Origin of the sequence: Candidatus Leptofilum sp. (assembly GCF_965223525.1) — a bacterium.
Classification (GTDB): Bacteria; Chloroflexota; Anaerolineae; order Promineifilales; family Promineifilaceae; genus Leptofilum.
Genome location: NZ_CBDCWX010000005.1, coordinates 112,066 through 132,689, shown reverse-complemented (window position 1 = coordinate 132,689; position 20,624 = coordinate 112,066). Strand labels below are relative to the sequence as shown.

20 protein-coding genes are annotated in these 20,624 nt (G+C 49.8%); 19 read left to right on the top strand and 1 reads right to left on the bottom strand.

Annotation, left to right across the window (positions count from 1 at the left end):
• Positions 1 to 186 precede the first annotated feature (186 nt).
• From ACOQPM_RS06085 to ACOQPM_RS06075, 3 genes are all read left to right on the top strand, one after another.
• A complete protein-coding gene (locus ACOQPM_RS06085; protein ID WP_420628353.1) occupies positions 187 to 1,188 on the top strand; it encodes an ABC transporter ATP-binding protein in 1,002 nt (333 codons plus the stop codon).
• A 1-nt stretch (position 1,189) separates the two neighbouring features.
• The gene (locus ACOQPM_RS06080; RefSeq protein WP_420628352.1) at positions 1,190 to 2,266 is read left to right on the top strand and encodes an ABC transporter ATP-binding protein; all 1,077 of its coding nucleotides are present in this window, start codon (positions 1,190 to 1,192) and stop codon (positions 2,264 to 2,266) included.
• Between the two features lie 93 nt (positions 2,267 to 2,359).
• Positions 2,360 to 3,538: a response regulator gene (locus ACOQPM_RS06075; protein WP_420628351.1), complete on the top strand. Its 1,179-nt coding sequence runs from the start codon at positions 2,360 to 2,362 to the stop codon at positions 3,536 to 3,538.
• Here ACOQPM_RS06075 and ACOQPM_RS06070 read toward each other — a convergent pair.
• A complete protein-coding gene (locus ACOQPM_RS06070; RefSeq protein WP_420628350.1) occupies positions 3,507 to 3,668 on the bottom strand; it encodes a hypothetical protein in 162 nt (53 codons plus the stop codon). The two genes, ACOQPM_RS06075 and ACOQPM_RS06070, sit on opposite strands and share 32 nt — an antisense overlap.
• A gap of 171 nt (positions 3,669 to 3,839) precedes the next feature.
• Between ACOQPM_RS06070 and ACOQPM_RS06065 the strand changes: the two genes are divergently transcribed.
• From ACOQPM_RS06065 to ACOQPM_RS05990, 16 genes are all read left to right on the top strand, one after another.
• Complete coding sequence (locus tag ACOQPM_RS06065) at positions 3,840 to 4,595, top strand: polyprenol monophosphomannose synthase (protein ID WP_420628349.1); 756 nt, start codon at positions 3,840 to 3,842, stop codon at positions 4,593 to 4,595.
• On the top strand, positions 4,552 to 5,496 hold the full coding sequence (locus ACOQPM_RS06060; protein ID WP_420628348.1) for a class I SAM-dependent methyltransferase: 945 nt from the start codon (positions 4,552 to 4,554) through the stop codon (positions 5,494 to 5,496). The genes ACOQPM_RS06065 and ACOQPM_RS06060 overlap by 44 nt, the downstream gene beginning before the upstream one ends.
• 137 nt (positions 5,497 to 5,633) lie before the next feature.
• On the top strand, positions 5,634 to 7,229 hold the full coding sequence (locus ACOQPM_RS06055) for a hypothetical protein (RefSeq protein WP_420628347.1): 1,596 nt from the start codon (positions 5,634 to 5,636) through the stop codon (positions 7,227 to 7,229).
• Between the two features lie 19 nt (positions 7,230 to 7,248).
• Positions 7,249 to 8,838 (top strand): glycosyltransferase family 39 protein, encoded by a 1,590-nt coding sequence (locus ACOQPM_RS06050; RefSeq protein WP_420628346.1) that lies wholly within the window; start codon positions 7,249 to 7,251, stop codon positions 8,836 to 8,838.
• 41 nt (positions 8,839 to 8,879) lie between these two features.
• A complete protein-coding gene (locus ACOQPM_RS06045; protein ID WP_420628345.1) occupies positions 8,880 to 10,421 on the top strand; it encodes a hypothetical protein in 1,542 nt (513 codons plus the stop codon).
• A 152-nt stretch (positions 10,422 to 10,573) separates the two neighbouring features.
• Positions 10,574 to 11,266 (top strand): response regulator, encoded by a 693-nt coding sequence (locus ACOQPM_RS06040; RefSeq protein ID WP_420628344.1) that lies wholly within the window; start codon positions 10,574 to 10,576, stop codon positions 11,264 to 11,266.
• 113 nt (positions 11,267 to 11,379) lie between these two features.
• The gene (locus ACOQPM_RS06035) at positions 11,380 to 12,450 is read left to right on the top strand and encodes an ATP-binding protein (RefSeq protein ID WP_420628343.1); all 1,071 of its coding nucleotides are present in this window, start codon (positions 11,380 to 11,382) and stop codon (positions 12,448 to 12,450) included.
• Between the two features lie 237 nt (positions 12,451 to 12,687).
• Positions 12,688 to 12,840 (top strand): pilus assembly protein, encoded by a 153-nt coding sequence (locus ACOQPM_RS06030; RefSeq protein WP_420628342.1) that lies wholly within the window; start codon positions 12,688 to 12,690, stop codon positions 12,838 to 12,840.
• A gap of 307 nt (positions 12,841 to 13,147) precedes the next feature.
• Positions 13,148 to 14,434, top strand: coding sequence for a response regulator (locus tag ACOQPM_RS06025; RefSeq protein WP_420628341.1), 1,287 nt, complete (start codon positions 13,148 to 13,150; stop codon positions 14,432 to 14,434).
• A 2-nt stretch (positions 14,435 to 14,436) separates the two neighbouring features.
• A complete protein-coding gene (locus tag ACOQPM_RS06020) occupies positions 14,437 to 15,813 on the top strand; it encodes a CpaF family protein (protein WP_420628340.1) in 1,377 nt (458 codons plus the stop codon).
• Between the two features lie 36 nt (positions 15,814 to 15,849).
• Entirely contained in the window at positions 15,850 to 16,848 is a 999-nt protein-coding gene (locus tag ACOQPM_RS06015) for a type II secretion system F family protein (RefSeq protein ID WP_420628339.1), read from the top strand.
• Between the two features lie 17 nt (positions 16,849 to 16,865).
• Positions 16,866 to 17,810, top strand: coding sequence for a type II secretion system F family protein (locus tag ACOQPM_RS06010; protein WP_420628338.1), 945 nt, complete (start codon positions 16,866 to 16,868; stop codon positions 17,808 to 17,810).
• Positions 17,811 to 17,900: 90 nt separating this feature from the next.
• Positions 17,901 to 18,632 carry a ComF family protein gene (locus ACOQPM_RS06005; protein ID WP_420628337.1) on the top strand — a complete coding sequence of 244 codons (732 nt, stop codon included), beginning with the start codon at positions 17,901 to 17,903 and terminating at the stop codon, positions 18,630 to 18,632.
• A gap of 101 nt (positions 18,633 to 18,733) precedes the next feature.
• Positions 18,734 to 19,306, top strand: a complete 573-nt coding sequence (hpf, locus tag ACOQPM_RS06000) for a ribosome hibernation-promoting factor, HPF/YfiA family (RefSeq protein WP_420628336.1) — start codon at positions 18,734 to 18,736, stop codon at positions 19,304 to 19,306.
• 66 nt (positions 19,307 to 19,372) lie between these two features.
• The gene (locus ACOQPM_RS05995) at positions 19,373 to 19,867 is read left to right on the top strand and encodes a low molecular weight protein arginine phosphatase (protein ID WP_420628335.1); all 495 of its coding nucleotides are present in this window, start codon (positions 19,373 to 19,375) and stop codon (positions 19,865 to 19,867) included.
• Entirely contained in the window at positions 19,860 to 20,615 is a 756-nt protein-coding gene (locus ACOQPM_RS05990; RefSeq protein WP_420628334.1) for a Nif3-like dinuclear metal center hexameric protein, read from the top strand. Before ACOQPM_RS05995 ends, ACOQPM_RS05990 begins: the two co-directional genes overlap by 8 nt.
• The last annotated feature ends 9 nt before the right edge of the window (positions 20,616 to 20,624 follow it).

Below are 20,624 nucleotides of genomic sequence, written 5' to 3'. Positions count from 1 at the left end.
TAATCCGCGTCTTATTTGGTGACAACTGAAAAACCGCGTAGGGACTGGGTCACTTATGGCATCGAAAAGTTTGCTCTGGTAAAATGACCACCCCATCCTGATTCACCGGAATACACAATTTTGCCCGAAGGACAAATTGCAGCGGTTATGGATTAGGAAAACCATCAAGGGACGAAGAGGCCAAGCGTGCAAAATAACAAAGAAACTATATTAGAAGTCAAAGGCTTAAAAACGCAATTTTTTACCGAGGCTGGCGTTGTCCGCGCGGTGGATGGTATTGATTTTCATGTGAAACGGGGCGAAGTCCTTGGTGTCGTGGGCGAGTCTGGCTGTGGCAAAAGCGTTTCATCGCTATCCGTCATGCGCCTTGTTGGCCAGCCCGGAAAAATCGTTGAAGGTGAAATAAACTTTGACAATGAGGATTTGCTGAAATTAACAGAATCTCAAATGGTGAAAATTCGAGGCAATCGCATCTCGATGATTTTCCAACAACCCCAAAGTTGCCTGAATCCGGTGTTCAAAATTGGCGATCAGCTATCGGAAGTGTTATTTATTCATCAGGATCTTGGCAAAGAAGCCGGGCAGAAGCGAGCGATTCAGCTTCTGAGCATGGTGGGCATTCCAGAGCCAGAGACGCGGGCGAATGCCTACCCACACGAACTGTCCGGTGGCATGGCTCAGCGCGTGATGATTGCGATGGCTCTGGCTTGTGTGCCAGAATTGCTCATTGCCGATGAGCCAACCACCGCCCTGGACGTAACCATTCAGGCTCAAATTTTGGACCTTATGCGTAATCTCCGCTCTAAAATGGAAACGGCCATCATTTTAATTACCCACGATTTAGGGGTGGTGGCCGAAATGTGTGACCGGGTGGTGGTAATGTATGCCGGGCGCGTGGTAGAAGAAGCCCCCGTTGTTGACCTGTTTAAATCGCCCAAACATCCGTATACGGCCGCTCTCATCGGTTCTACACCTGTGTTGGGGCAGGCAGAAAAGGAGCTGGTGACGATTCCCGGCTCGGTGCCAAACCTTATTGATTTGCCACAAGGCTGCAAATTTGCGCCCCGCTGCATGGCGCGGGTTGAGCACGATCTAACCATATGCACCGAAGAAGAGCCGGAACTCAAAACCGTTGCTCCAAACCGTCAGGTTCGCTGCTGGCTGCATGAAGAGGAATTGGAGAGTTAAGATGGCACGCGATGTAGAGCAGAATGGTGACACGCCCGAAAAGAGGCGCATTTTAGTAGATGTTAAAAATGTGGTGAAACATTTTCCGGTACGAGGTGGGTTATTGCAGCGCACCCAGGGCTGGGTAAAAGCGGTAGACGATGTTTCCTTTTTTATTTACGAAGGCGAATCGTTTGGGCTTGTGGGGGAATCTGGCTGCGGCAAAACTACGGTTGGCCGCACCATTTTGCGGCTGCTCCCGGCGACATCTGGCGAAGTTATTTTTGATGGCAAAAATATCTTTGACTTGACGGCCAATGAGTTGAAGAAGCTGCGTCGGGATATTCAGATTATTTTCCAAGACCCATACTCATCACTAGACCCACGAATGCCAATTGGCGAGAGCATTGCCGAAGGGCTACGCATCCACACCGACAAGAACGCCGCTGACCGGTACGATATTGTGGTAGAGATGCTTACCCGCGTGGGAATGCGGGCGGATCATGCCCGGCGGTATCCCCATGAATTTTCTGGCGGTCAGCGGCAGCGCATTGGCATTGCCCGAGCCCTGGCGCTACGGCCGAAATTCATTGTTTGTGATGAGCCTGTGTCGGCGTTAGACGTTTCTATTCAAGCACAGGTGCTAAATATTTTGCGGGAGCTGCAAAAAGATTTTGGCCTCACGTACTTGTTCATCGCTCACAATTTGAGCGTGGTGGAGCATTTTAGTGACCGCGTGGGTGTGATGTATTTAGGCAAAATGGTAGAGATGGCTTCGCGCGATGATTTGTACCGCGATCCGCTGCATCCATACACCCAGGCACTTATGTCTGCCATTCCCATCCCAGACCCCATGGTGAAGCGTCAGCGGGTCATTTTGGAGGGGGATGTGCCTAGTCCGCTGAACCCGCCCACTGGCTGCCGCTTCCACACGCGCTGCCCGCTGGCTTTTGACAAATGTTTGCAGGAGGAGCCGCCCTTTAAGGATTACGGCAATGAGCATTATGCGGCGTGTTGGCTGTTGGAAACGGGTGAGAAGGGTGCCAGCAAGCTAACGCGGGAGAATTTGCCAGAAGAGGTTCACATCGTTGAAGTATAGTTGTTAAGGTCTGTTATTCACGCCACTCTACTTGTCTTTACCTGTTGGCAGACTTTATAATGGGCGAAATCGAACCAAATTGTGGGTAACTCTATGGCGGATGCAAAGCAAATTCTAGTCGTTGATGATCATTTTGAGATGCTGGAGTTCTTACGCTCGATGCTGGAACTTTCTAATCAGGATTGCGAAGTGCTGGCGGTTCCTTCGGCAGAAGAAGGGCTGCTGGAGCTGCGCCGCTCTCAATTTGATTTACTCATTACCGACGTGCGCCTACCAGGCATGAGCGGGTTTGATTTGGTGCGACGGCTCAAAGCGTTGGGGCGAGACGTGCCGGTGATTATGATTACGGCGTACTCTTCTAGCCAGGGTAAGAAAGAGGCGAATGAACTCGGCGTTTACCGCTATTTCCAGAAGCCATTGGATACAGACAGTGTTTTAACGGCCGTTCACACTGCCCTGCATGGCGAATCTGTTACGCTCCCTACAACCGCACCGCTGGTAACCAAAACGGCCGCTACGGCCGTTTCTGATGATTTGCAACGTCGCCTGGACGCATTGCGGGTGGATACGGGTGCCGTACACCTCACCCTGGCTTCGGCTGTGGGGGAGATTTTGTTTTCGGCGGGAGACGGCCGTCAGTTCGATTTACCCAAGCTGATGGGTATCGTGGCTGATAATTTGAGCAACAGCTTTTCTTTGGCAGATGAACTGGGCGCGACGGAACCCTTCACGCTGCAATACCACATGGGCAGTGCGTTTGAATTTTACTGCGCCAATGTTGGTCGCCACCACTTTTTGACGCTCTTTTTTGATATGGAAGCCCGCCGGGGGCGTATTGGCACCATTTGGGTGTTCACCCAGCGGGCAATCAAGGATTTACTGGCGCTGCTGCCCTCGCTAGATGCACCTCCGCTGGCAGCCACACCGCTGGCTACAGAGCCCCCAGTGGTTGAGGAAATGGATACGGCGGAGATGAAGGTGGAAACGCCTACACTGAATGATTCTGAAACGGCCGTTGCCCCCCCACAACCAACGTCAGAACCGGAACCAGAACCCGCTCCCCCAGCCGACTACCTGGACATTGCCCCAGACGAACTGATGGACTTGCTCGCTGGTGCTGCTGACGCACCTGCAGACGAAACGGCCGATCTGGACGCATTTTGGGATACATCTGGTGGAGGCGACAGCACGGGCAACGCCGATGGCATCTCTCTGGAAGAGGCGTTGCAGCGCGGGCTGATCAATTTTGGCGACGAAGACAGTGCTGAATGATGGCTCCCAACCTGCCAGCAAAATAGTTATCCCCCCACATATACGCATTCTGCCGCCACCAAATCGTTAAAAAATGACTGTGCTTGATGGAAACGGCCGTGTTTGGCTTCCAGTTGTGTTGTTGTGTCATACAAACTCCTGACAGAAAAGTTGGGAAACGTTTGGATATTGTAGTTGTTTGGCAGAAAAGTAACCGTTACAATCAGCCAGTTTTAGGGCTTGATTGTGACACAACCAGGCCTTGAGGTTCGTTTTCGGAACAAGCTATCTTTGTGAACGAGCCTTTAGGGTGGTAATTGATATGACAAACACATTTGTAATTGTACCAACTTATAACGAAGCAGATAATTTAGATGATCTTATCTCTCAGTTGCTGGCCTTGCCAGTTGCCATTGGTGTGATTGTGGTGGATGATAACTCTCCCGACGGTACGGGCCAACTGGCCGATCAATGGGTGGCAAAAGAGCCGGGGCGGGTGTATGTGGTGCATCGGCCGGGCAAGATGGGCTTGGGCACGGCTTACATTGCTGGCTTTAAAAAGGGGTTAGCCATTGGCGCTCAGCGCATTATGACAATGGACGCCGATTTCTCTCACAACCCGCGCTACATTCCCGCCATGATTGAGTTGAGTAAGCAAAAGCATGTTGTTATTGGCTCGCGCTACGTGGCGGGCGGTGGCCAGCGCAACTGCACCTGGAAGCGCGTTTTACTCAGCAAGGGGGCAAATTTTGTGGCCCGTTCGCTTCTAAGCCTGCAGGCGCGGGATGCTACGGCCGGTTTTCGGCTATATCGGCGTGAAGTGTTGGAATCTATTCCGCTGGATCGTATTTTTTCTAGTGGTTACTCTTTTTTGGTAGAGATGCTCTTTTTGTGCCAGCGGCGCGGTTGGCAAATTGGGGAAGTGCCCATTGTTTTTGAAGATCGGCGCAAAGGCACCACCAAAATCTCGCGCAACGAAGTGATCAAAGCGCAATATACGCTGCTGCGGCTAGCGTTTCGGCGGCTGCGGGGTGGTGAGCCAAGACGACCAAAAGTGCCTATTCCTCATCATGATTAGCGTGCCATGCAATTTGTGCGGCGCGGATGATTACAAAGTTCGCTTTCCGGCCACAATTCAGCCGCAAGAGCAGATAGAAGTTGATGCGTTTTCGTGTACCAATCCAGGATATGGACATCATGCCCAGATTGTGCAGTGCCGCCAATGTGGGTATGTGTATGCCAATCCGCGCTGGGACGGGGATGAAATTTTGCAGGCATATACGGCCGTTACTGATGAAACCTACCTGCAAGAGCGTGCCGCGCGTGAGCTAACCTTCCAAAAACATTTGCGGGCAATGGAGAAACGAGTGGGGATGGCAAACGGCCGTTCTCTGCTAGACGTAGGCGCGTACATTGGCGTCTTTGTAGAAACAGCCTGCGAGGCCGGTTGGCAAGCATGTGGCGTGGAGCCATCCGAATGGGCTGCCAGCGTAGCGCAAAAACAAGGGCTGCACGTCATCCACGGCACGCAGGATGCGCCAGAATTGGCAGGTAAGCAGTTCGATGTGGTGACCATGTGGGACGTGATTGAGCATGTGGCCGATCCGCTGGGCGAGATTGGCAAAGCGTACCATCTGCTAAAGCCAGGTGGCTGGGTAGTGATTCACACGATGGACATCAGCAGCCTGATGGCCAAACTGATGGGCGCACGCTGGCCCTGGCTGATGGATATGCACATTCATTACTTTAGCCAAAAAACGCTGCGCCAAATGCTGAAGAAGAATAGGTTTGAGGTGGTTTGGTCTGGCGCAGAAGGGCGCTACCTGCGGCTGAACTACTTTGTTAGTCGTGTGGAGGCACTAAGCCGCCCGCTGGGTCGCCTAGCAAGCTGGGTGGTGAATGGTTTGCGGCTAGGGCATGTGGCTATTCCCCTGAATTTTGGTGATTTGTTTACGGTGTATGCGAAAAAACCGAGTTAATGGTTAATTGTGAATGGTAAATGGTTAAATGTTGATGCGGCCGTTCACCAAGCATTCGCAGAATGCAGTCACCTTGTCAAGAATCTTTTTCGCTGCGTGGTTTTTGCTGACAGAGTTTATTAGTACCGTGTTTTCCTATGACTAAAATCTTTTTTCTGAACACTAAAAGACTGTTTGTGGCTCTGTTTGCCATTGCCCTCTTCACGATGGCGGTGCGTGAGACGCTAGACCCAGATATGTGGTGGCATCTGCGGACGGGAGAGTACATTTTGCAAAATGGCATCCCGGCGCAGGATGTGTTCACTTTTACCGTGCCGCAAAATGCGTGGGTAACGCATGAATGGCTCTCGCAGGTAATTATGTGGCTGGTTTATTTGGCGGCTGGCTTGCCGGGGCTGATTCTTTTTTTTGCGGCACTTATTGCCTTGACTTATTGGTTGTTGTATTTGGCGTGTGCGGGACGGCCGTACCTAGCCGCATTCATCGTGTTATTAGCCGCCATCACCTCCGCCATCGTTTGGGGGGCGCGGCCGCAGATATTTAACTTGTTGCTTACGGCCGTCTTCGTCCTCATCGTCGAGCGGGTGAAAGATGGCAAGTGGCGTACGTGGACGCTCTGGTTATTGCCGCTACTGACGCTGGTTTGGGCCAACTTGCATAGCGGCTACCTACTGGGCGTGGTGTTGCTGGGCACATACGCGGTGGGAGATACGGCGCAGCGTTGGCTGGCCACACCGACGGAACGCACTTTGGCGCAGCCTGCGATTTTTCAGCTCTTTGGCGTGACGATTATTAGTTTTTTGGCAGCGGCGGTGAATCCCAGCGGCTTTGAACTGTGGATTTATCCATTCCTCACGCTGGGCAGCGGCGCGATGCAGGGGTACATTCAGGAATGGCTCTCCCCCGATTTTCACCAAACTTACTTTTGGCCGTTTGCCGGGATGCTGGCGTTGGGCGTATTGGGCTGGGTTTTTAACAAAAGCGGTCAATTTACAGGCTCTGGCCGGTCTCCTGACCGTGCCAGTTGGTTAGATAATGAGGGCACCAACCACAACGTGAAAGCAAGTGGCACGGCAGCGCAAAATGCGCCGACGCCGGCCCCAGCACGAGTGACTTTCACTGATCTGCTGCTCTTTTTAGGCACTGGCGCGGCGGGATTACTCTCGGCGCGGCACATTCCGCTGTTCGCCATCGTGGCCACGCCAATTATTGTGCGGCATTGGCACAATGTAATTGCTGGCAGTCGCTTAGAGCCTGTTTTGCATGATTCGCTATTGGAGCAGACGATGAAGCTGTTGTTTGCGGTTCTGAATTGGGTGATTTTGTTGGTAGCGGTGGGAACGGCCGTACTCTACAGCAACACCAAAATAGACAACAATGAAACCGCGATTGCTGCTCGTTACCCAGTGGCAGCGGTGGATTATTTGGAAGAAGCCGGGTTGGATGACGCACGGGGTTACAACAGCTACAACTGGGGTGGCTACCTCATTTGGCGGGGCGTGCCTGTGTTTGTGGACGGCCGTGCCGACGTGTACGGCGATCCGTTCTTGCTGCGCTACCGCGAGACGTTTGAGGTGCGCCCTACCTGGCAAGAACCGCTGGACGAATACGAGGTTGATTACGTCTTGATGGAGCGCGGCACGCCGTTAACAACAGTCCTTGCCACCAGCCCCGATTGGAAACAAGTATACGAAGATGACATTGCCCAGATTTTTGTGAGGAACGGAGATTAGAGATTGGAGACTGGAGATTTTGTCTACGCAATCTGCTAACTGGCGGCGTACCGATTGGTTGTGGTTAGCTTTGCTGGGGCTGTTGTTCCAGGCCATTTGGTTGGTGCAGATGCCCACGCCGACCTACATGGACGCTTACTACTATACCAGCAACGGCCAGCGGCTAGCGGCTGGCGACGGCTTCACGGAGCTGGTCATCTGGCAATACCTGGACGATCCGGCGGGGGTGCCTACGCCCAGCCACAGCTACTGGATGCCGCTGACTTCCATTTTGGCAGCGGCGGGCTATAGCCTGGGGGGTGGCTTTTGGGCGGCGCAGCTTCCGTTTTGGCTGCTAGCGGGTTTGCTGCCGTTACTGGCCTACTGGATTAGCCTGCAATTTTTTAGTGAACGGTGGCAGATGTGGACGGCCGTACTTCTCACAATCTCCGGCGGGTTTTACACACGCTTTCTTAACCAGCCCTCCACCTTTGTTCCTTTCGCCTGGGCGGGTGGGCTGTGCTTACTCTTCCTCTCCTTCACCCAGCAGCGTCCCGCAAAAAAGTGGTGGTTCCTGGCGGGGCTCACCGCTGGCTTGGCGCACCTCACGCGGGCAGATGGGGCGCTGCTGCTAATTGTCGGTGGGCTGCTGTGGCTTTGGCAGATTTTTTCACCACAGAGCGCACGGAGCGCGCAGAGAAAAGAAAGAAAAATCTCCGTGTCCTCTGTGCTCTCTGTGGTAAATTTAATTTTGGGTTACCTGCTGGTGATGACCCCCTGGTTCATCCGCAACTGGCGCTTGTTTGGACGGCCGTTGCCCACTAGCGGCACCCAAACCATCTTCCTCACCACCTATGATGATCTGTTTGCGTACGGCCGTTCCTTTGACCTGACACACTTTTTGGAGTGGGGTTGGGGCAATATTTTGCAATCCAAACTGGATGGCTTGCTGCTGGCTGGCGGCACGTTCATTGCTGTCTGCGGATTGGTCTTTTTAACGCCGCTAGTTGTGTGGGGCTGGTGGAAATGGTGGCGGGATGAGGAAAAACGGCCGTATTTGCGGCCAATGAGCTGGTATGCCCTGCTGCTTTTTGCCAGCATGAGCCTCGTCTTCACGCTGCCGGGTGGGCGTGGCGGCTTACTACATTCTTCTGTGGCATTGTGGCCGTGGCTGATGGTGCTGGCGACGGCTGGGCTGGGCTATGCCGTTGAGTGGATGGCCACAAAGCTGCCCCACTGGGAACCGCAAACCGCCAAACCCCGCTTTGCTGCGCTGTTTGTCATTGTCGCCTTTGCCATCAGTGCCACCCTCTTTTATGCGCGGGCGGATAGTGGACTGGAAGCAGAGGTGTACGCAGACGTAGGGGCGATGTTGCCGGAAATGGCCGTACTCATGGCAGGCAATGCGCCCGGTGTTTACTATCACACAGGCTTGCCCGCACTCAGCATTCCCAACGAACCCATTGCCATTGTGCAAGAGGCAGCAACCAGGTATGGCGTGACCCATCTGCTTTTGGACGTAGACCATCCGCAGCCGCTAGACGAACTGTACGTGCAGCAGACTAGCCAGCCCGGTTTTACATTATTATTTGTCCGCGATGGGTATCAACTTTACGAATTGACTCCATGAATTTACGCTTTGAGAATGATTTGGAAAAGGCGGCATAGGTTATGAAATGGTGGCGCAATCGCCGAGTGTGGGTGCTGCTTGCAGCAGGAATTGGGCTCGCGCTCTTCCTGGGCATCACTGCCCAAAACAGGCTGGGTTTTCCGCTGGATGACGCCTGGATTCACCAGACTTATGCGCGGAATTTGGCTCGGAACGGCCGTCTCGAATTTACCCCCGGTGTCAGCAGCGCAGGCTCTACCGCCCCGCTCTGGACGATATTGCTGGCTTTAGGCTACCTGGTGCGGCTTCCCTACCTGTTTTGGGCATATCTGTTGGGTGGCTTAAGCCTAATCTGGCTAGGCTGGAGCGGGATGCGACTCTGGCGCACCCTCTGGCCGCAAAAAGCGGCGCACGACTGGCTGGCTGGCGTTGTGATAGTACTCACTTGGCCGCTCATCTGGGCGGCTACCAGCGGCATGGAAACACTCTTTTTTGCCGCGATGGGTTTACAGCTTGCCGCCTGGTACGCAGAGATGGTTCAAAATGGCTCACCAAACCCGCGACAAGTAGCCAGGCTCGGTTTTTTTGCCGGACTGCTTATCCTCATTCGGCCAGATGGTTTGGGGCTTCTGCTGCTCCTGTTTGCGGGCGTTTTGCTATTGCCCACCAGTAGTTTGGCACGGTTGCAGAGGGGTGGCGTTTTGTTGGGAACGGCCGTCCTGCCCCTTATTCCTTATTTCCTGTTCAACTTCTTTACCAGCGGCACCGTTTGGCCCAATACGCTATATGCCAAACAGGTTGAGTATGCGGCCGTTTTGGCCAAGCCCTTCATCTCTCGTTTTAGTCAGTTGCTTTTTCTGAGCCTGGGTGGTCCTGCCTCTGGTTGGCGCGGCGTTAGCAGCCCCCACTTACTTTTGCTACCTGGCCTCATCGTGGCCGCCTGGCACGCTATTCGCGCCGATTGGGCGCAGCGACGACTTCTTTATTTGCTACCGCTATTTTGGGCTGGGGGGCACGTTTTACTTTATGCTTGGCGTTTGCCGGTCACGTTTCAACACGGCCGTTACCTTATTCCGATCATGCCCGTTTGGGTGCTGTATGGTTTGGCTGGGTGGGTCCTAGTACTGTTATATAGTTCGTCAGAAAATCCCCGTACCTTATGGCTAGTACAACAGGTAGCGCGCCTGTCCTTTACCATCATACTATTGTTTTTCTTGCTGCAAGGGGCTTTTGCTTTTGCAGCCGATGTTGCCATCGTTGAAGGGGAAATGGTCGCAGTGGCGGGGTGGTTAGCAGACAACACCCCGCCAGACGCCCTCATTGCTTCCCATGATATTGGTGCGATTGGATATTTTGCAGAACGGCCGTTGCTGGATTTAGCTGGCCTCATTTCACCAGAGGTAATTCCATTGCTTGAAAGCGAAGAAGCCCTCGCGCAATATATCCTAAACAGCGATGCTCAATATCTGGTAACAGCACCGGGGTGGCCCTACGCCCAAATTGTGAATCAGCCAACAACTGTGCTGCGGTTTTCTACAGAATTTGTGCTGACAACTGAGCAAGGTTTAAACAACATGGCCGTTTACCAGATGATGGGACCGTAGTCCTAGTACCTGTTTAAGTGAAAACTGCTATACTGATTTCACTTCTGAACACGCACCACAAGCATCCGCATTTTAGCATTTAACGAATCCAAATTAAGGCAAAAATTTAAGCTGTTCGCATGTAACAATTTATAAAACGAGGTAAATAAATAATGACCGAACAAACTGAACTACTCATTGTTGATGACCATCCTGTTTTCCGTCAAGGTTTGCGTGATGTTCTAGAAACAGATTCCCGCATGAAAGTAATAGGAGAAGCTGCCGACGGTGAGGTTGCCATTGAAATGGCTTACGAGGTTAATCCAGAAGTAATTTTGATGGACATCAACTTACCAACCATTAATGGTTTGCAAGTTACACGCAAAATTAAATCCCAGCTGCCCGATGTGAAGGTAATTATGATCACAGGGTACGATGACGCTGAACAAGTATTTCACGCCATTCGGGCTGGCGCTTCTGCTTACTGCCCCAAAGATATTACACCTGAGGCATTGATCAACATCATTCACACGGTTCGTGAAGGCAACTATTATGTGGAAGAGAAGACAATGTCTTATGATGAACTGATGAGTTGGGTAGAGTCACGAATCGGCCGTTTTAGCGGGCCGCTAATTAGTGATTCTGAAGATTTGTTTGTTCCGCTGTCGCCTCGTGAAATGGAAATTTTGGAGCATGTTACCAGGGGCTTGAGCAATAAAGAGATTGCGTATAAACTAGGGATTAGCCATCAGACGGTTAAAAACCACATGACGGCCATCCTGCGTAAGTTGCGTGTAGATGATCGTACACAAGCGGCCGTATATGCTTTGCGTCATGGATGGGTGCGTCTGGAGGGCTCTCGCTAATCCAAAAGCATTTTCCGAGTAAGCACTATTTGTTATTCTGAAAATGCTTTAAGTGAGCCACAATGAGCAGCGATAACGCCATTGTGGCTTGCTAAACGCAAGGAATATATCAAATGGTAGACACAGCCGGAATGGAAAACGAGTTTTCGCTCGCTTCTTTTTTAGAAGAAACCCACAAAGATTACGAACAAACCCAACGAGACCTCAAAGAAATTGACATCCTTATAAAACAGAGCGCGGCAGAAGTTGAGCGGTTGGCGCAGCGTAATTCCCAAGTAAACAGTTACACTCGCCAACTTCAAACAAACTTTGAAACGTTGCCCCGTGAAGACATCAAAGAGGCGTATGAAGCGCTTAATGATGTGCAACAACGTTTGTTTACCATGCGTGGTCAGCTAGAAAAATTGCAAAGCGACCAACGCAATCTGGAACGTTTAGCTGAATTTCAAAGAAAAATAATAGAATTAACCGATGGGTCGGTGCCTCTTCCAACTTCAGGAGGCCGGCGTAAGGCCACAGGTGATCAGCCAAATGTTATTCGGGTAATTCAAACGGAAGAAGCTGTGCGGCAAGGTTTGGTTCGCAAAATGCACGACAGCGTTGCTTCTTCCATCAGCAACTTCATTTTGCAAGCAGAAATTTGCCAACGGTTTTTTGATGTCAATCCTGATCGGGCTCGTACAGAATTGAACGCGTTGAAAAGTTCTGCTGGGTCCACTTTTAGCAATGTAAAAGATTTCATTTTTGACTTGCGTCCAATGATGCTGGACGATCTTGGCGTGATTCCTACTTTGCGCCGATATGCCGAATCTTTTCAGGAAAAGAATGGCCTTCCGGTGCCAATTACCGTTACAGGTGTTGAGCGCCGTTTAGAGAGTCACATTGAGGTGACAGTGTTCCGCAATGTGCAGGAATTGCTTCAAAATGCTCTAAATCACGCCCAGGCAACGCAAATTCAAATACAAATAGATATGGCATCGGAGCAGGTAACGGCCGTAGTTGAAGACAACGGCACTGGCTTTAACGTTGACGACGCTTTCAATGGCAATCAAAAAACAATTGGCCTATCTACTTTGAGAGAAAGAACCGAAATGTTGGGTGGCGAATTAAATATTCAGAGTAATTTGGGTCAGGGAACAAGGGTAGAATTTTCGATACCAATTTTAGAAGATACTGACTTATAAGCAGAGATTCTTGACAGATTTAGCTTATTACTGCTACCCTACAAAAGTTGATTCCAAAAGCAACAAGTAATGTTAAGTGTAAGGTACTAGGACTACTCTACGATTAACTTTAACTAGTCAGTAAAAATCAAGTACCACAATCCTATTGTGGCTAACCTTGGAAAAGATTAAGCTAGATAACGTAAATTCTATTGTAACGTGATTTATATCTGTAAACTGTAAAGGAGGTTTTAACAGATGTTATTCTTACACCGTGAAGATGGTCAGGGCTTGGTTGAATATGCATTGGTATTGGTCCTTGTGGCTGTTGTTGTAATTGCAATTCTGACTCTGCTCGGCCCGCAAATTGGTAACGTATTTAGCCGCATCGTTGATGGTCTCAGTGCCTAATTATTGGCAATATTCATTTTAAGACATATTAATTGTTTGTTTTGAGACCTGAGCCCTATCTTTTAAGATAGGGCTCACTTTTTTTCTACTGTTCTTGTTTATCCCCTGTACCATATATATAAACTTGCCCTATTGACATTGTTAGGGATCATAGTATGATGGTCTAAATCCCTAGATTAGGGCATAATATTATGTAGAGATATGATTCTCTTTCCTCAACCGCAAAAGATTCTTAGAGAGAAGTTAAACACGGCAGCAAACTTAACAAAATTCAATAAATAGGAAATTCAATACTTTTGGATGTATAATGGCAGGAAATATTCGCGTACTGATAGTAGATGACCTCCCTGAAACACGGGAAAATGTTAGAAAACTCCTTCAATTTGAATCTGACATAGAAGTAATTGGCCAAGCTGGAACGGGTGAAGAAGCTGTTCAGATGGCTAAAGAACATCAGCCTGACATCATTTTGATGGATATTAATATGCCGGGCATAGATGGTATTGGGGCAAGCCAACAAATCACAGAATCAGTTCCAACAGTTCAGATAATCATCATGTCGGTGCAGAGCGATCCAAACTATCTGCGCCGGGCTATGATGGCTGGTGCCCGCGACTTTTTGACCAAGCCATTTGGCGGAGATGAATTAGTAGCGGCAATTCGTCGGGTTCATGATAAGCGCCCAACAGTAAGTGCTGCCCCCGCCCGCCAACCCCGACAGGCAAGCAATATTCCAGACGAGCCCATGACTGCTCCGGAAGGAAATTTGATTGCTGTATACAGTCCGAAAGGCGGAGCTGGATGCACCACTGTGGCCATAAACTTAGCGGTTTCGTTAGCACGCAGGGGGCGCAGAACCATTTTGGTTGATGGGAGCTTGCAATTCGGTGATGTTTCTGTCATGTTGAACATGAAGGCGGTTACCAGTATTGCAGATTTAAGCGATCGTGGAAATGAACTTGACCAAGATTTGATTAGTAGTATTTCACAGGTGCATCGCAGTAACTTGAATGTATTGTTAGCACCCCCTCGCCCTGAAATGGCTGATGTAGTTACTGAAGAGAATATTAAGCAACTGCTAGCAACCTTGAAGGAATCTTTTGACTTCATTATTGTGGATACCACATCGTACCTTAGCGAAAAAACATTAGCAATTTTGGATTTGTCGGACAGAATTGTATTGATTGCACAACAAAGCCTATCGAGCCTGAAAAATGTTAGCCGCTTTTTTGATCTTGCTGAGAGCTTGGAGTACGAAACTCAAAAGGTTTGGTTGTTAATCAACAGGGCCAAAAGCAAGCAGGGCAGGGGTATTTCTGTTCATGATGTTGGCAAGGCGTTAAAACGGCCGATTTATGGCACAATTCCTGATGATGAAACGACGGTAAGCGATGCTTCAAATCGGGGCGTGCCTATGGTCATGGGCGAACATCAAAAGAAACCCATCAGCTTGGCTTTTATCAAAGTTGCAGATCAAATTGCCAAGGAATTGATGGAAGGTAAAACACCAATCGGTAACGGCAAAGAAGAACCTGAAAAACCAAGTGGTCTATTTGGGCGCCTTTTTAGCCGCCGTGAAAAAGCCGGAGGATAATTGTGTCTCTCTTAAAACGTATTGAAAGAAACCAAGAGTCATCAACTCAGGCAGAGCCTTCAAAATTGCAGGAATTGAGAGTGAAGCGTGCATCTCCAGCAGTGGGCTCTCGAGATGCTTATGTGGATTTAAAGAATCGAATTCAACAGCGGCTTATTGCAGAGCTTGATCCCAGCATGGATATTACCCAAACGGCCGAAGTACGCATGACCATCCAGGAAATGTTTGAATCTATGCTTGCCGAGGAGAGTATTGTCCTTACGCGCAATGAAAAGCGCCGACTATTTGAAGCTATCGTTGCAGAAATTTTAGGCTTTGGCCCTTTGGAACAGTTCTTGCATATGGATGGCGTTACCGAAATTATGGTAAACGGGCCCAAAAATGTATATATTGAACGGGGTGGAAAGATTCAACGCGTCAATGTAACGTTTGAAGATAATGATCATTTGTTGCGAATCATTGACCGGATTGTAGCCCCGCTTGGGCGTCGTATTGATGAAGGCTCACCAATGGTGGACGCTCGCTTACCAGATGGCTCTCGTGTCAATGCCGTTATCCCCCCCATCTCCTTGAATGGTGCTTCGTTAACCATTCGTATTTTCTCTAAAATACCGTTTACGGTGGAGAATATTATTGAGTTCGGCAGTATTACTGTTGAAGCTGTTGAATTCTTAAAAGCGTGCGTTATATCCAAGCTCAATGTCATGATTTCAGGCGGTACAGGTTCTGGAAAAACGACTTTATTAAATATCCTTTCTGGTTTTATTCCTGATGAAGAGCGAATTGTTACGATTGAAAACGCAGCAGAACTACAGTTGCGCCAGGATCATGTAGTGACGTTGGAATCTCGGAATGCCAATGTTGAAGGGCGTGGCGCGGTGACCATTCAGGATTTGGTTATTAACTCCTTGCGTATGCGGCCCGATCGCATCATTGTTGGTGAGGTTCGTGGCGGTGAGGCTCTGGACATGCTCCAGGCCATGAATACAGGCCACGACGGTAGTTTGGCTACGGGCCATGCTAATAGCCCGCGTGATATGCTTTCTCGTTTGGAAACAATGGTTCTGATGGCCGGTATGGATTTACCGCACCGGGCTATTCGTGAACAGATTGCATCGGCAATTCATTTGGTTGTGCATCAGGATCGTATGCGGGATGGTTCGCGTAAAGTTACCTCTATCAGTGAAATTCAGGGTATGGAAGGTGATGTGATCACGACATCTGAGATTTTCCGTTTTGAGCAAACGAATATTGAAAATGGTAAGGTGATCGGCCGTTTGCGCCCAACCGGTTTGCGCCCGAAGTTTATGTGGAAGATTCAGGAATCTGGGATTATGCTACCGCCTTCAATCTTTGGCATTGGTAGCCGTCGTCGTTAGTTGGGATTGCTGTTTTGAGCCCATAGGAGCGTGTTTATGTCTCCATTGATTATTATTGGTGGTGCCTTTGCCTTGTTGTTAATGCTTGGTGCCGGTATTGCTATTGTAGTTACTGGCAACGAGAGTGGCGTTGACGAACGTATTGAGCAATTTGTTGGAACCACTACAGTTGTGGATCTCCCAGAAAGTGTAGACGTTGTTGATGATGGCCCTGATGTAGCAGATCGGCTTGATCAGGCATTATCTGGTCGTAACTTTTTTGAGCCTCTCCGGGAACGTATTTCCAGAGCAGACGCGAAATTGCGCGTTAGTGAATATGTGATCTTGGTAATCGTATCGGGAGCCGTGACCGCTACTATTGGCTATTTTTTGCCGCAGCAAAATTCCTGGTTTATTGCGGTTGTTGCCGGTTTATTGGGCCTTCGTATTCCTCGCTTTTATGTTTCAACCTTAGCCAAGCGACGTATGCAGGCTTTTGATGCCCAATTGAGTGATACGCTTAATCTTTGGGTAAATGCCTTGCGGTCTGGGTATAGTGTATTGCAGGCGATGGAAGCGATTGCTACTGAACTGCCGCCACCGGTATCGGTGGAGTTTGAGCGGGTGGTGCAGGAAGTTCGTTTGGGTTTGAGTGTGGAACAGTCGTTGGCGAATATGTACCGGCGGGTGCCAAGCGAAGATTTGGATTTGGTGATTACGGCCGTAAATATTCAGCGTGAGGTAGGGGGTAATCTGGCAGAGGTGCTAGATACGATTAGCTTTACGATTCGGGAGCGTGTGCGAATTAAAGGTGAGATTCGTACCTTGACCGCCCAAGGACGGGTATCTGGCTGGATTATCAGCTTGCTTCCCATTGTTTTAGGCTTCGTTCTCTTCTTAATCAACCCGGAATATGTTTCAGAATTATGGGTTCGAGAGGAACCGTGGATATGGCCTCAGGTTATTCCCTGCGGCTGGGTAGTCATCGGTTTTAGTGCCATGATGATTGGTGGCGGCGCATATGCCATCAGTAAAATTGTGGATATTGAAGTTTAGCTGAAGGACATTAAATTATGTCACCATTAATGTTACTCGTTGTTGTGGTTGTTGCCATTTTGTTAATGGCAGGCAGCATTTTGCTGTTGCGCCGCTCAGAAGATGACCCTTTGACAGTGCGAATTGATGAATTTGCTGCGCGTGAAGAGATAGTTTCTATTGAGGAGATTGAGCTATCGCTACCGTTTACTGATCGCGTTTTTGTACCTTTTATTCGGCGCATTAGTGAATTTTTGGTTCGGTATACGCCACAACAAACCTTAGAAAGTACAACGCGGCTGCTGGAACTAGCTGGCAACCCAAGAAATATGCGTGCGGCAGACTTCATTGTGATACGTGGTGTGTTTACCGTGTTGTTGGCCGCACTGGTCTTTTTAATGATGACCCGTGTGGGCAATGCAGAACTCAACAGACGGCTCCTGTATACGCTTGGTGCTGCCGTTTTGGGATGGTTTTTGCCCTGGATGTTGTTGCGTTCCATGGTAGACCGCCGCAAAGATGCTATCATCAAAAAATTGCCCGATGCGTTGGATTTGATGACAATTTGTGTAGATGCTGGGTTGACATTTAATGCAGCCATGCAGAAAGTGGATGAAAAATGGGACGATCCGCTGGCGAATGAGTTTGGCCGTGTGATTCATGAGATGCAGTTAGGTAAATCGCGTCGCCAATCGTTACGAGACATGTCTGACCGAATGGATGTGCCAGATGTGACGAGTTTTATTGCGGCCGTTTTGCAGGCGGACCAGCTTGGTGTGGGTATTGGTAAAATTTTGCGTATCCAGTCTGAGCAGATGCGTGTGCGGCGGCGGCAGCGGGCTGAAGAAAAAGCCCAGCAGGCACCAGTTAAGATGCTGTTCCCAATGGTGTTTCTGATTTTCCCCTCAATCTTCGTTGTTTTGTTGGGGCCAGCGGGCTTTCAGGTGTTGCGAAACGACTCTTTGGGTGGCATTACCGGATAGAGATAGTTTGCGTTCCAATTATTTATAAAGAAGGCAGTCTCATCTGATTTATTAACAAAATTTCTTTCTATTGAAAAGGTCAAGCAGTCGTTGACTGAAAAGACTCAACTGCCAGCCTTGACCTGGCGAAGCCGTGCTAGAGGGCTGGCAGATTCCCTCCTCAATTTTGTTTTTCCCCCTGTCTGTGGTGCTTGCAAAAAAGCAGGTTCTTTGTTGTGCGAAGCGTGTCGCGCTCAGATCCAGTGGGTGCGTACGCCACTTTGTAACCGATGTGGTCGGCCCGTTCCCCGCGCGACTGATTGCTGCTCAACATGCCAAGAACGGCCGTTACCTCTCAACCAAATTCGTGCGGCCGTTCTTTTTGCCCATCCTGCCTCCAAATTGATTCACAACCTGAAGTACAATGGTGCCTTTGGTTTGTCTAAGCCGCTGGCGCAGCTCATGGCTGATGCTTGGGCAGAATGGCGAATGTCCATAGACTTGGTGCTGCCAATACCGCTTCATGCCGAGCGCGAGCGCAAAAGAGGGTACAATCAATCTACCCTGTTGACCCGCAATTTTTGCCGATTCGTCGGCTTGCCTTTTACAGAAGATGGCCTGAAAAGAACACGCTTTACCACGCCACAGGTGGGTTTAACGGCTGTTGAACGGCTGAAAAATGTACAGGATGCCTTTGCCACTCAAGTAGATGTTGTGGGCAAACATATTTTACTCATTGACGATGTTTGTACCACCGGGGCAACAATGGCTGCTGCAGCTACTACTCTGCTAATAGATGGAGCCAAGTCGGTATCCGGTTATTGTGTAGCTCGTGCAATTTAGCCTGGCTGCTTAAGAAATTATTCGCTTTAGTTGTGACTATCACACTATTTCTCGTATGATAGAAATGTGTAAACAACCTCTAAACAAAGGGAGATTAGACAATGGAACTATCAGTTAACGGCCGTAACATGGAAGTCACCACAAGGTTACGCAACTATGTGGAGAAGAAAACAGGAAAACTCGATAGATATATGCCCAATCTGGCTGAAATACACGTAGATCTTTCTGAAACCAACGCCCGTAACGCAGTGGAGCGGCAGGTGGCTCAAATTACCATCCGAGACAACCGAGGCACCATTTTGCGTGCGGAAGAGCGCAGCAACGATATGTTTGCCTCTGTAGATGCAGTGGTGGACAAGCTTTATCGGCAAATTAGCCGGTATCGGGGTAGACGGCGGCGCAAATGGCGTGGTGGCGGCAACGGGAACAGTGAAGAACTGATCATGGGCGACCCGCTGCCATTTGATGAGGAAATGGTTGAATCTGATGAGCCAGCCATTGTGCGAACAAAGCGTTTTACCATGCGGCCCATGAGTGCGGATGAGGCAGTTGACCAGATTGAACTGCTTGGCCACGACTTTTTTGTATTCTTTAACGCAGATGAGCAGGCTGTGAATGTGCTTTACAGGCGACGGGATAATAATTACGGACTGCTCCAACCAGATATGGATTAACTGATAAAATTTTATTTGCCCGAAAATAGTTTTTTCGGGCAAATTCTTTTCCCCAACAAGTTTCCAATGACCGCACCCCACATCGTAGTTGTTTGTACAGCCAACATTTGCCGATCACCAGTGGCGGAGGCGTTGCTGCGTACCAAATTGAGCGCGATTGGTGTAGATGGCTGGACAGTCTCCTCTGCCGGAACCTGGGCAATTGAAGGAAATACGGCCGCACCGCACAGCATTGCCCTCATGTCTGAACAGGGAATCAATATCCAGCCGCATCGTTCACAGCCAGTAACAGAGCAGGTGATGCAGCAGGCAGATTTGGCTTTGTGCATGGAAACAGGCCATGTTCGCACGTTGAAGCGGGCTTATCCTGCCCACGCACACAAAATCTACACGCTGCGGCAAATGGTGCAAAAGCGAGGCTGCGTTAAAGATCCATATGGCGGCTCGCGGCGGCAGTATGAGCGCATGGTGGCTGAGGTAGATGATTTACTTGAACGAGGGCTGCCACGCATTCAGGCATTGGTGCAAGAAAACTTTTTGAAGAGGGGTGAAAATGGATAGAGCGGAGTTGGTCGCTTATTTAGACGAATATTTACGCATTAGCGAGATTGTAGATTACGGGCCGCAGGGGTTGCAAGTTGAGACAAGCAACAGTGAAGTGAAACGGATTGCCTTGGCGGTTGATGTGTCGCCGATGATTATTGAAACAGCCGTTTCCACCCAAGCCGATATGTTACTCGTGCATCATGGCGTGCTGTGGCGGCAGGTAGAGCGAATTGCTGGGCCGCTGGGAGAGCGCGTGCGGCAAATGATGGCGCATGGCCTGAATCTGTACGCCGCTCATCTGCCGCTGGATGCCCATCCCGAAGTGGGCAACAATGCTGTTCTCGCCAAAATGTTTGGCGTTACCAATGTAGAATGGTGGTGTTCGCCCACCAATGTGCCCATCGCCGTGGTTGGCAGCGTGCCGACACAGCCTAGCCTGGATGAGCTCGTGGGGCAGGTTAACAGCCAGCTCAACACCAACGCCCACGTTTTGGTACATGGCCCGGCTAAAGTTCAGCGGCTGGCCGTTCTCTCCGGTTTTGGCGCAGATAAAGTGGCCGAAGCCAAAGCATTGGGTGCCGATACGTTCCTGACAGGCGAAACGTCCCACGCTAATTATTGGGCTGCTGCCGATTTTGGCATGAACGTGATTTTTGCCGGGCATTACGCTACAGAAACCGTTGGTGTGCAGGCCTTAGGTGCCCATCTTGCCAAAAAATTTGGCGTAGAAACGCGCTTTTTTGATTTTCCCACTGCCATGTAAGAATTTACT

Excerpts from the sequence above, each read along its gene's own strand:
- ACOQPM_RS06080 (WP_420628352.1), top strand. The coding sequence starts at position 1,190 with ATGGCACGCGATGTAGAGCAGAATGGTGACACGCCCGAAAAGAGGCGC.
- ACOQPM_RS06075 (WP_420628351.1), top strand. The coding sequence starts at position 2,360 with ATGGCGGATGCAAAGCAAATTCTAGTCGTTGATGATCATTTTGAGATG.
- ACOQPM_RS06070 (WP_420628350.1), bottom strand. The coding sequence starts at position 3,668 with ATGACACAACAACACAACTGGAAGCCAAACACGGCCGTTTCCATCAAG.
- ACOQPM_RS06065 (WP_420628349.1), top strand. The coding sequence starts at position 3,840 with ATGACAAACACATTTGTAATTGTACCAACTTATAACGAAGCAGATAAT.
- ACOQPM_RS06055 (WP_420628347.1), top strand. The coding sequence starts at position 5,634 with ATGACTAAAATCTTTTTTCTGAACACTAAAAGACTGTTTGTGGCTCTG.
- ACOQPM_RS06045 (WP_420628345.1), top strand. The coding sequence starts at position 8,880 with ATGAAATGGTGGCGCAATCGCCGAGTGTGGGTGCTGCTTGCAGCAGGA.
- ACOQPM_RS06040 (WP_420628344.1), top strand. The coding sequence starts at position 10,574 with ATGACCGAACAAACTGAACTACTCATTGTTGATGACCATCCTGTTTTC.
- ACOQPM_RS06035 (WP_420628343.1), top strand. The coding sequence starts at position 11,380 with ATGGTAGACACAGCCGGAATGGAAAACGAGTTTTCGCTCGCTTCTTTT.
- ACOQPM_RS06030 (WP_420628342.1), top strand. The coding sequence starts at position 12,688 with ATGTTATTCTTACACCGTGAAGATGGTCAGGGCTTGGTTGAATATGCA.
- ACOQPM_RS06025 (WP_420628341.1), top strand. The coding sequence starts at position 13,148 with ATGGCAGGAAATATTCGCGTACTGATAGTAGATGACCTCCCTGAAACA.
- ACOQPM_RS06015 (WP_420628339.1), top strand. The coding sequence starts at position 15,850 with ATGTCTCCATTGATTATTATTGGTGGTGCCTTTGCCTTGTTGTTAATG.
- ACOQPM_RS06010 (WP_420628338.1), top strand. The coding sequence starts at position 16,866 with ATGTCACCATTAATGTTACTCGTTGTTGTGGTTGTTGCCATTTTGTTA.
- hpf (WP_420628336.1), top strand. The coding sequence starts at position 18,734 with ATGGAACTATCAGTTAACGGCCGTAACATGGAAGTCACCACAAGGTTA.
- ACOQPM_RS05995 (WP_420628335.1), top strand. The coding sequence starts at position 19,373 with ATGACCGCACCCCACATCGTAGTTGTTTGTACAGCCAACATTTGCCGA.
- ACOQPM_RS05990 (WP_420628334.1), top strand. The coding sequence starts at position 19,860 with ATGGATAGAGCGGAGTTGGTCGCTTATTTAGACGAATATTTACGCATT.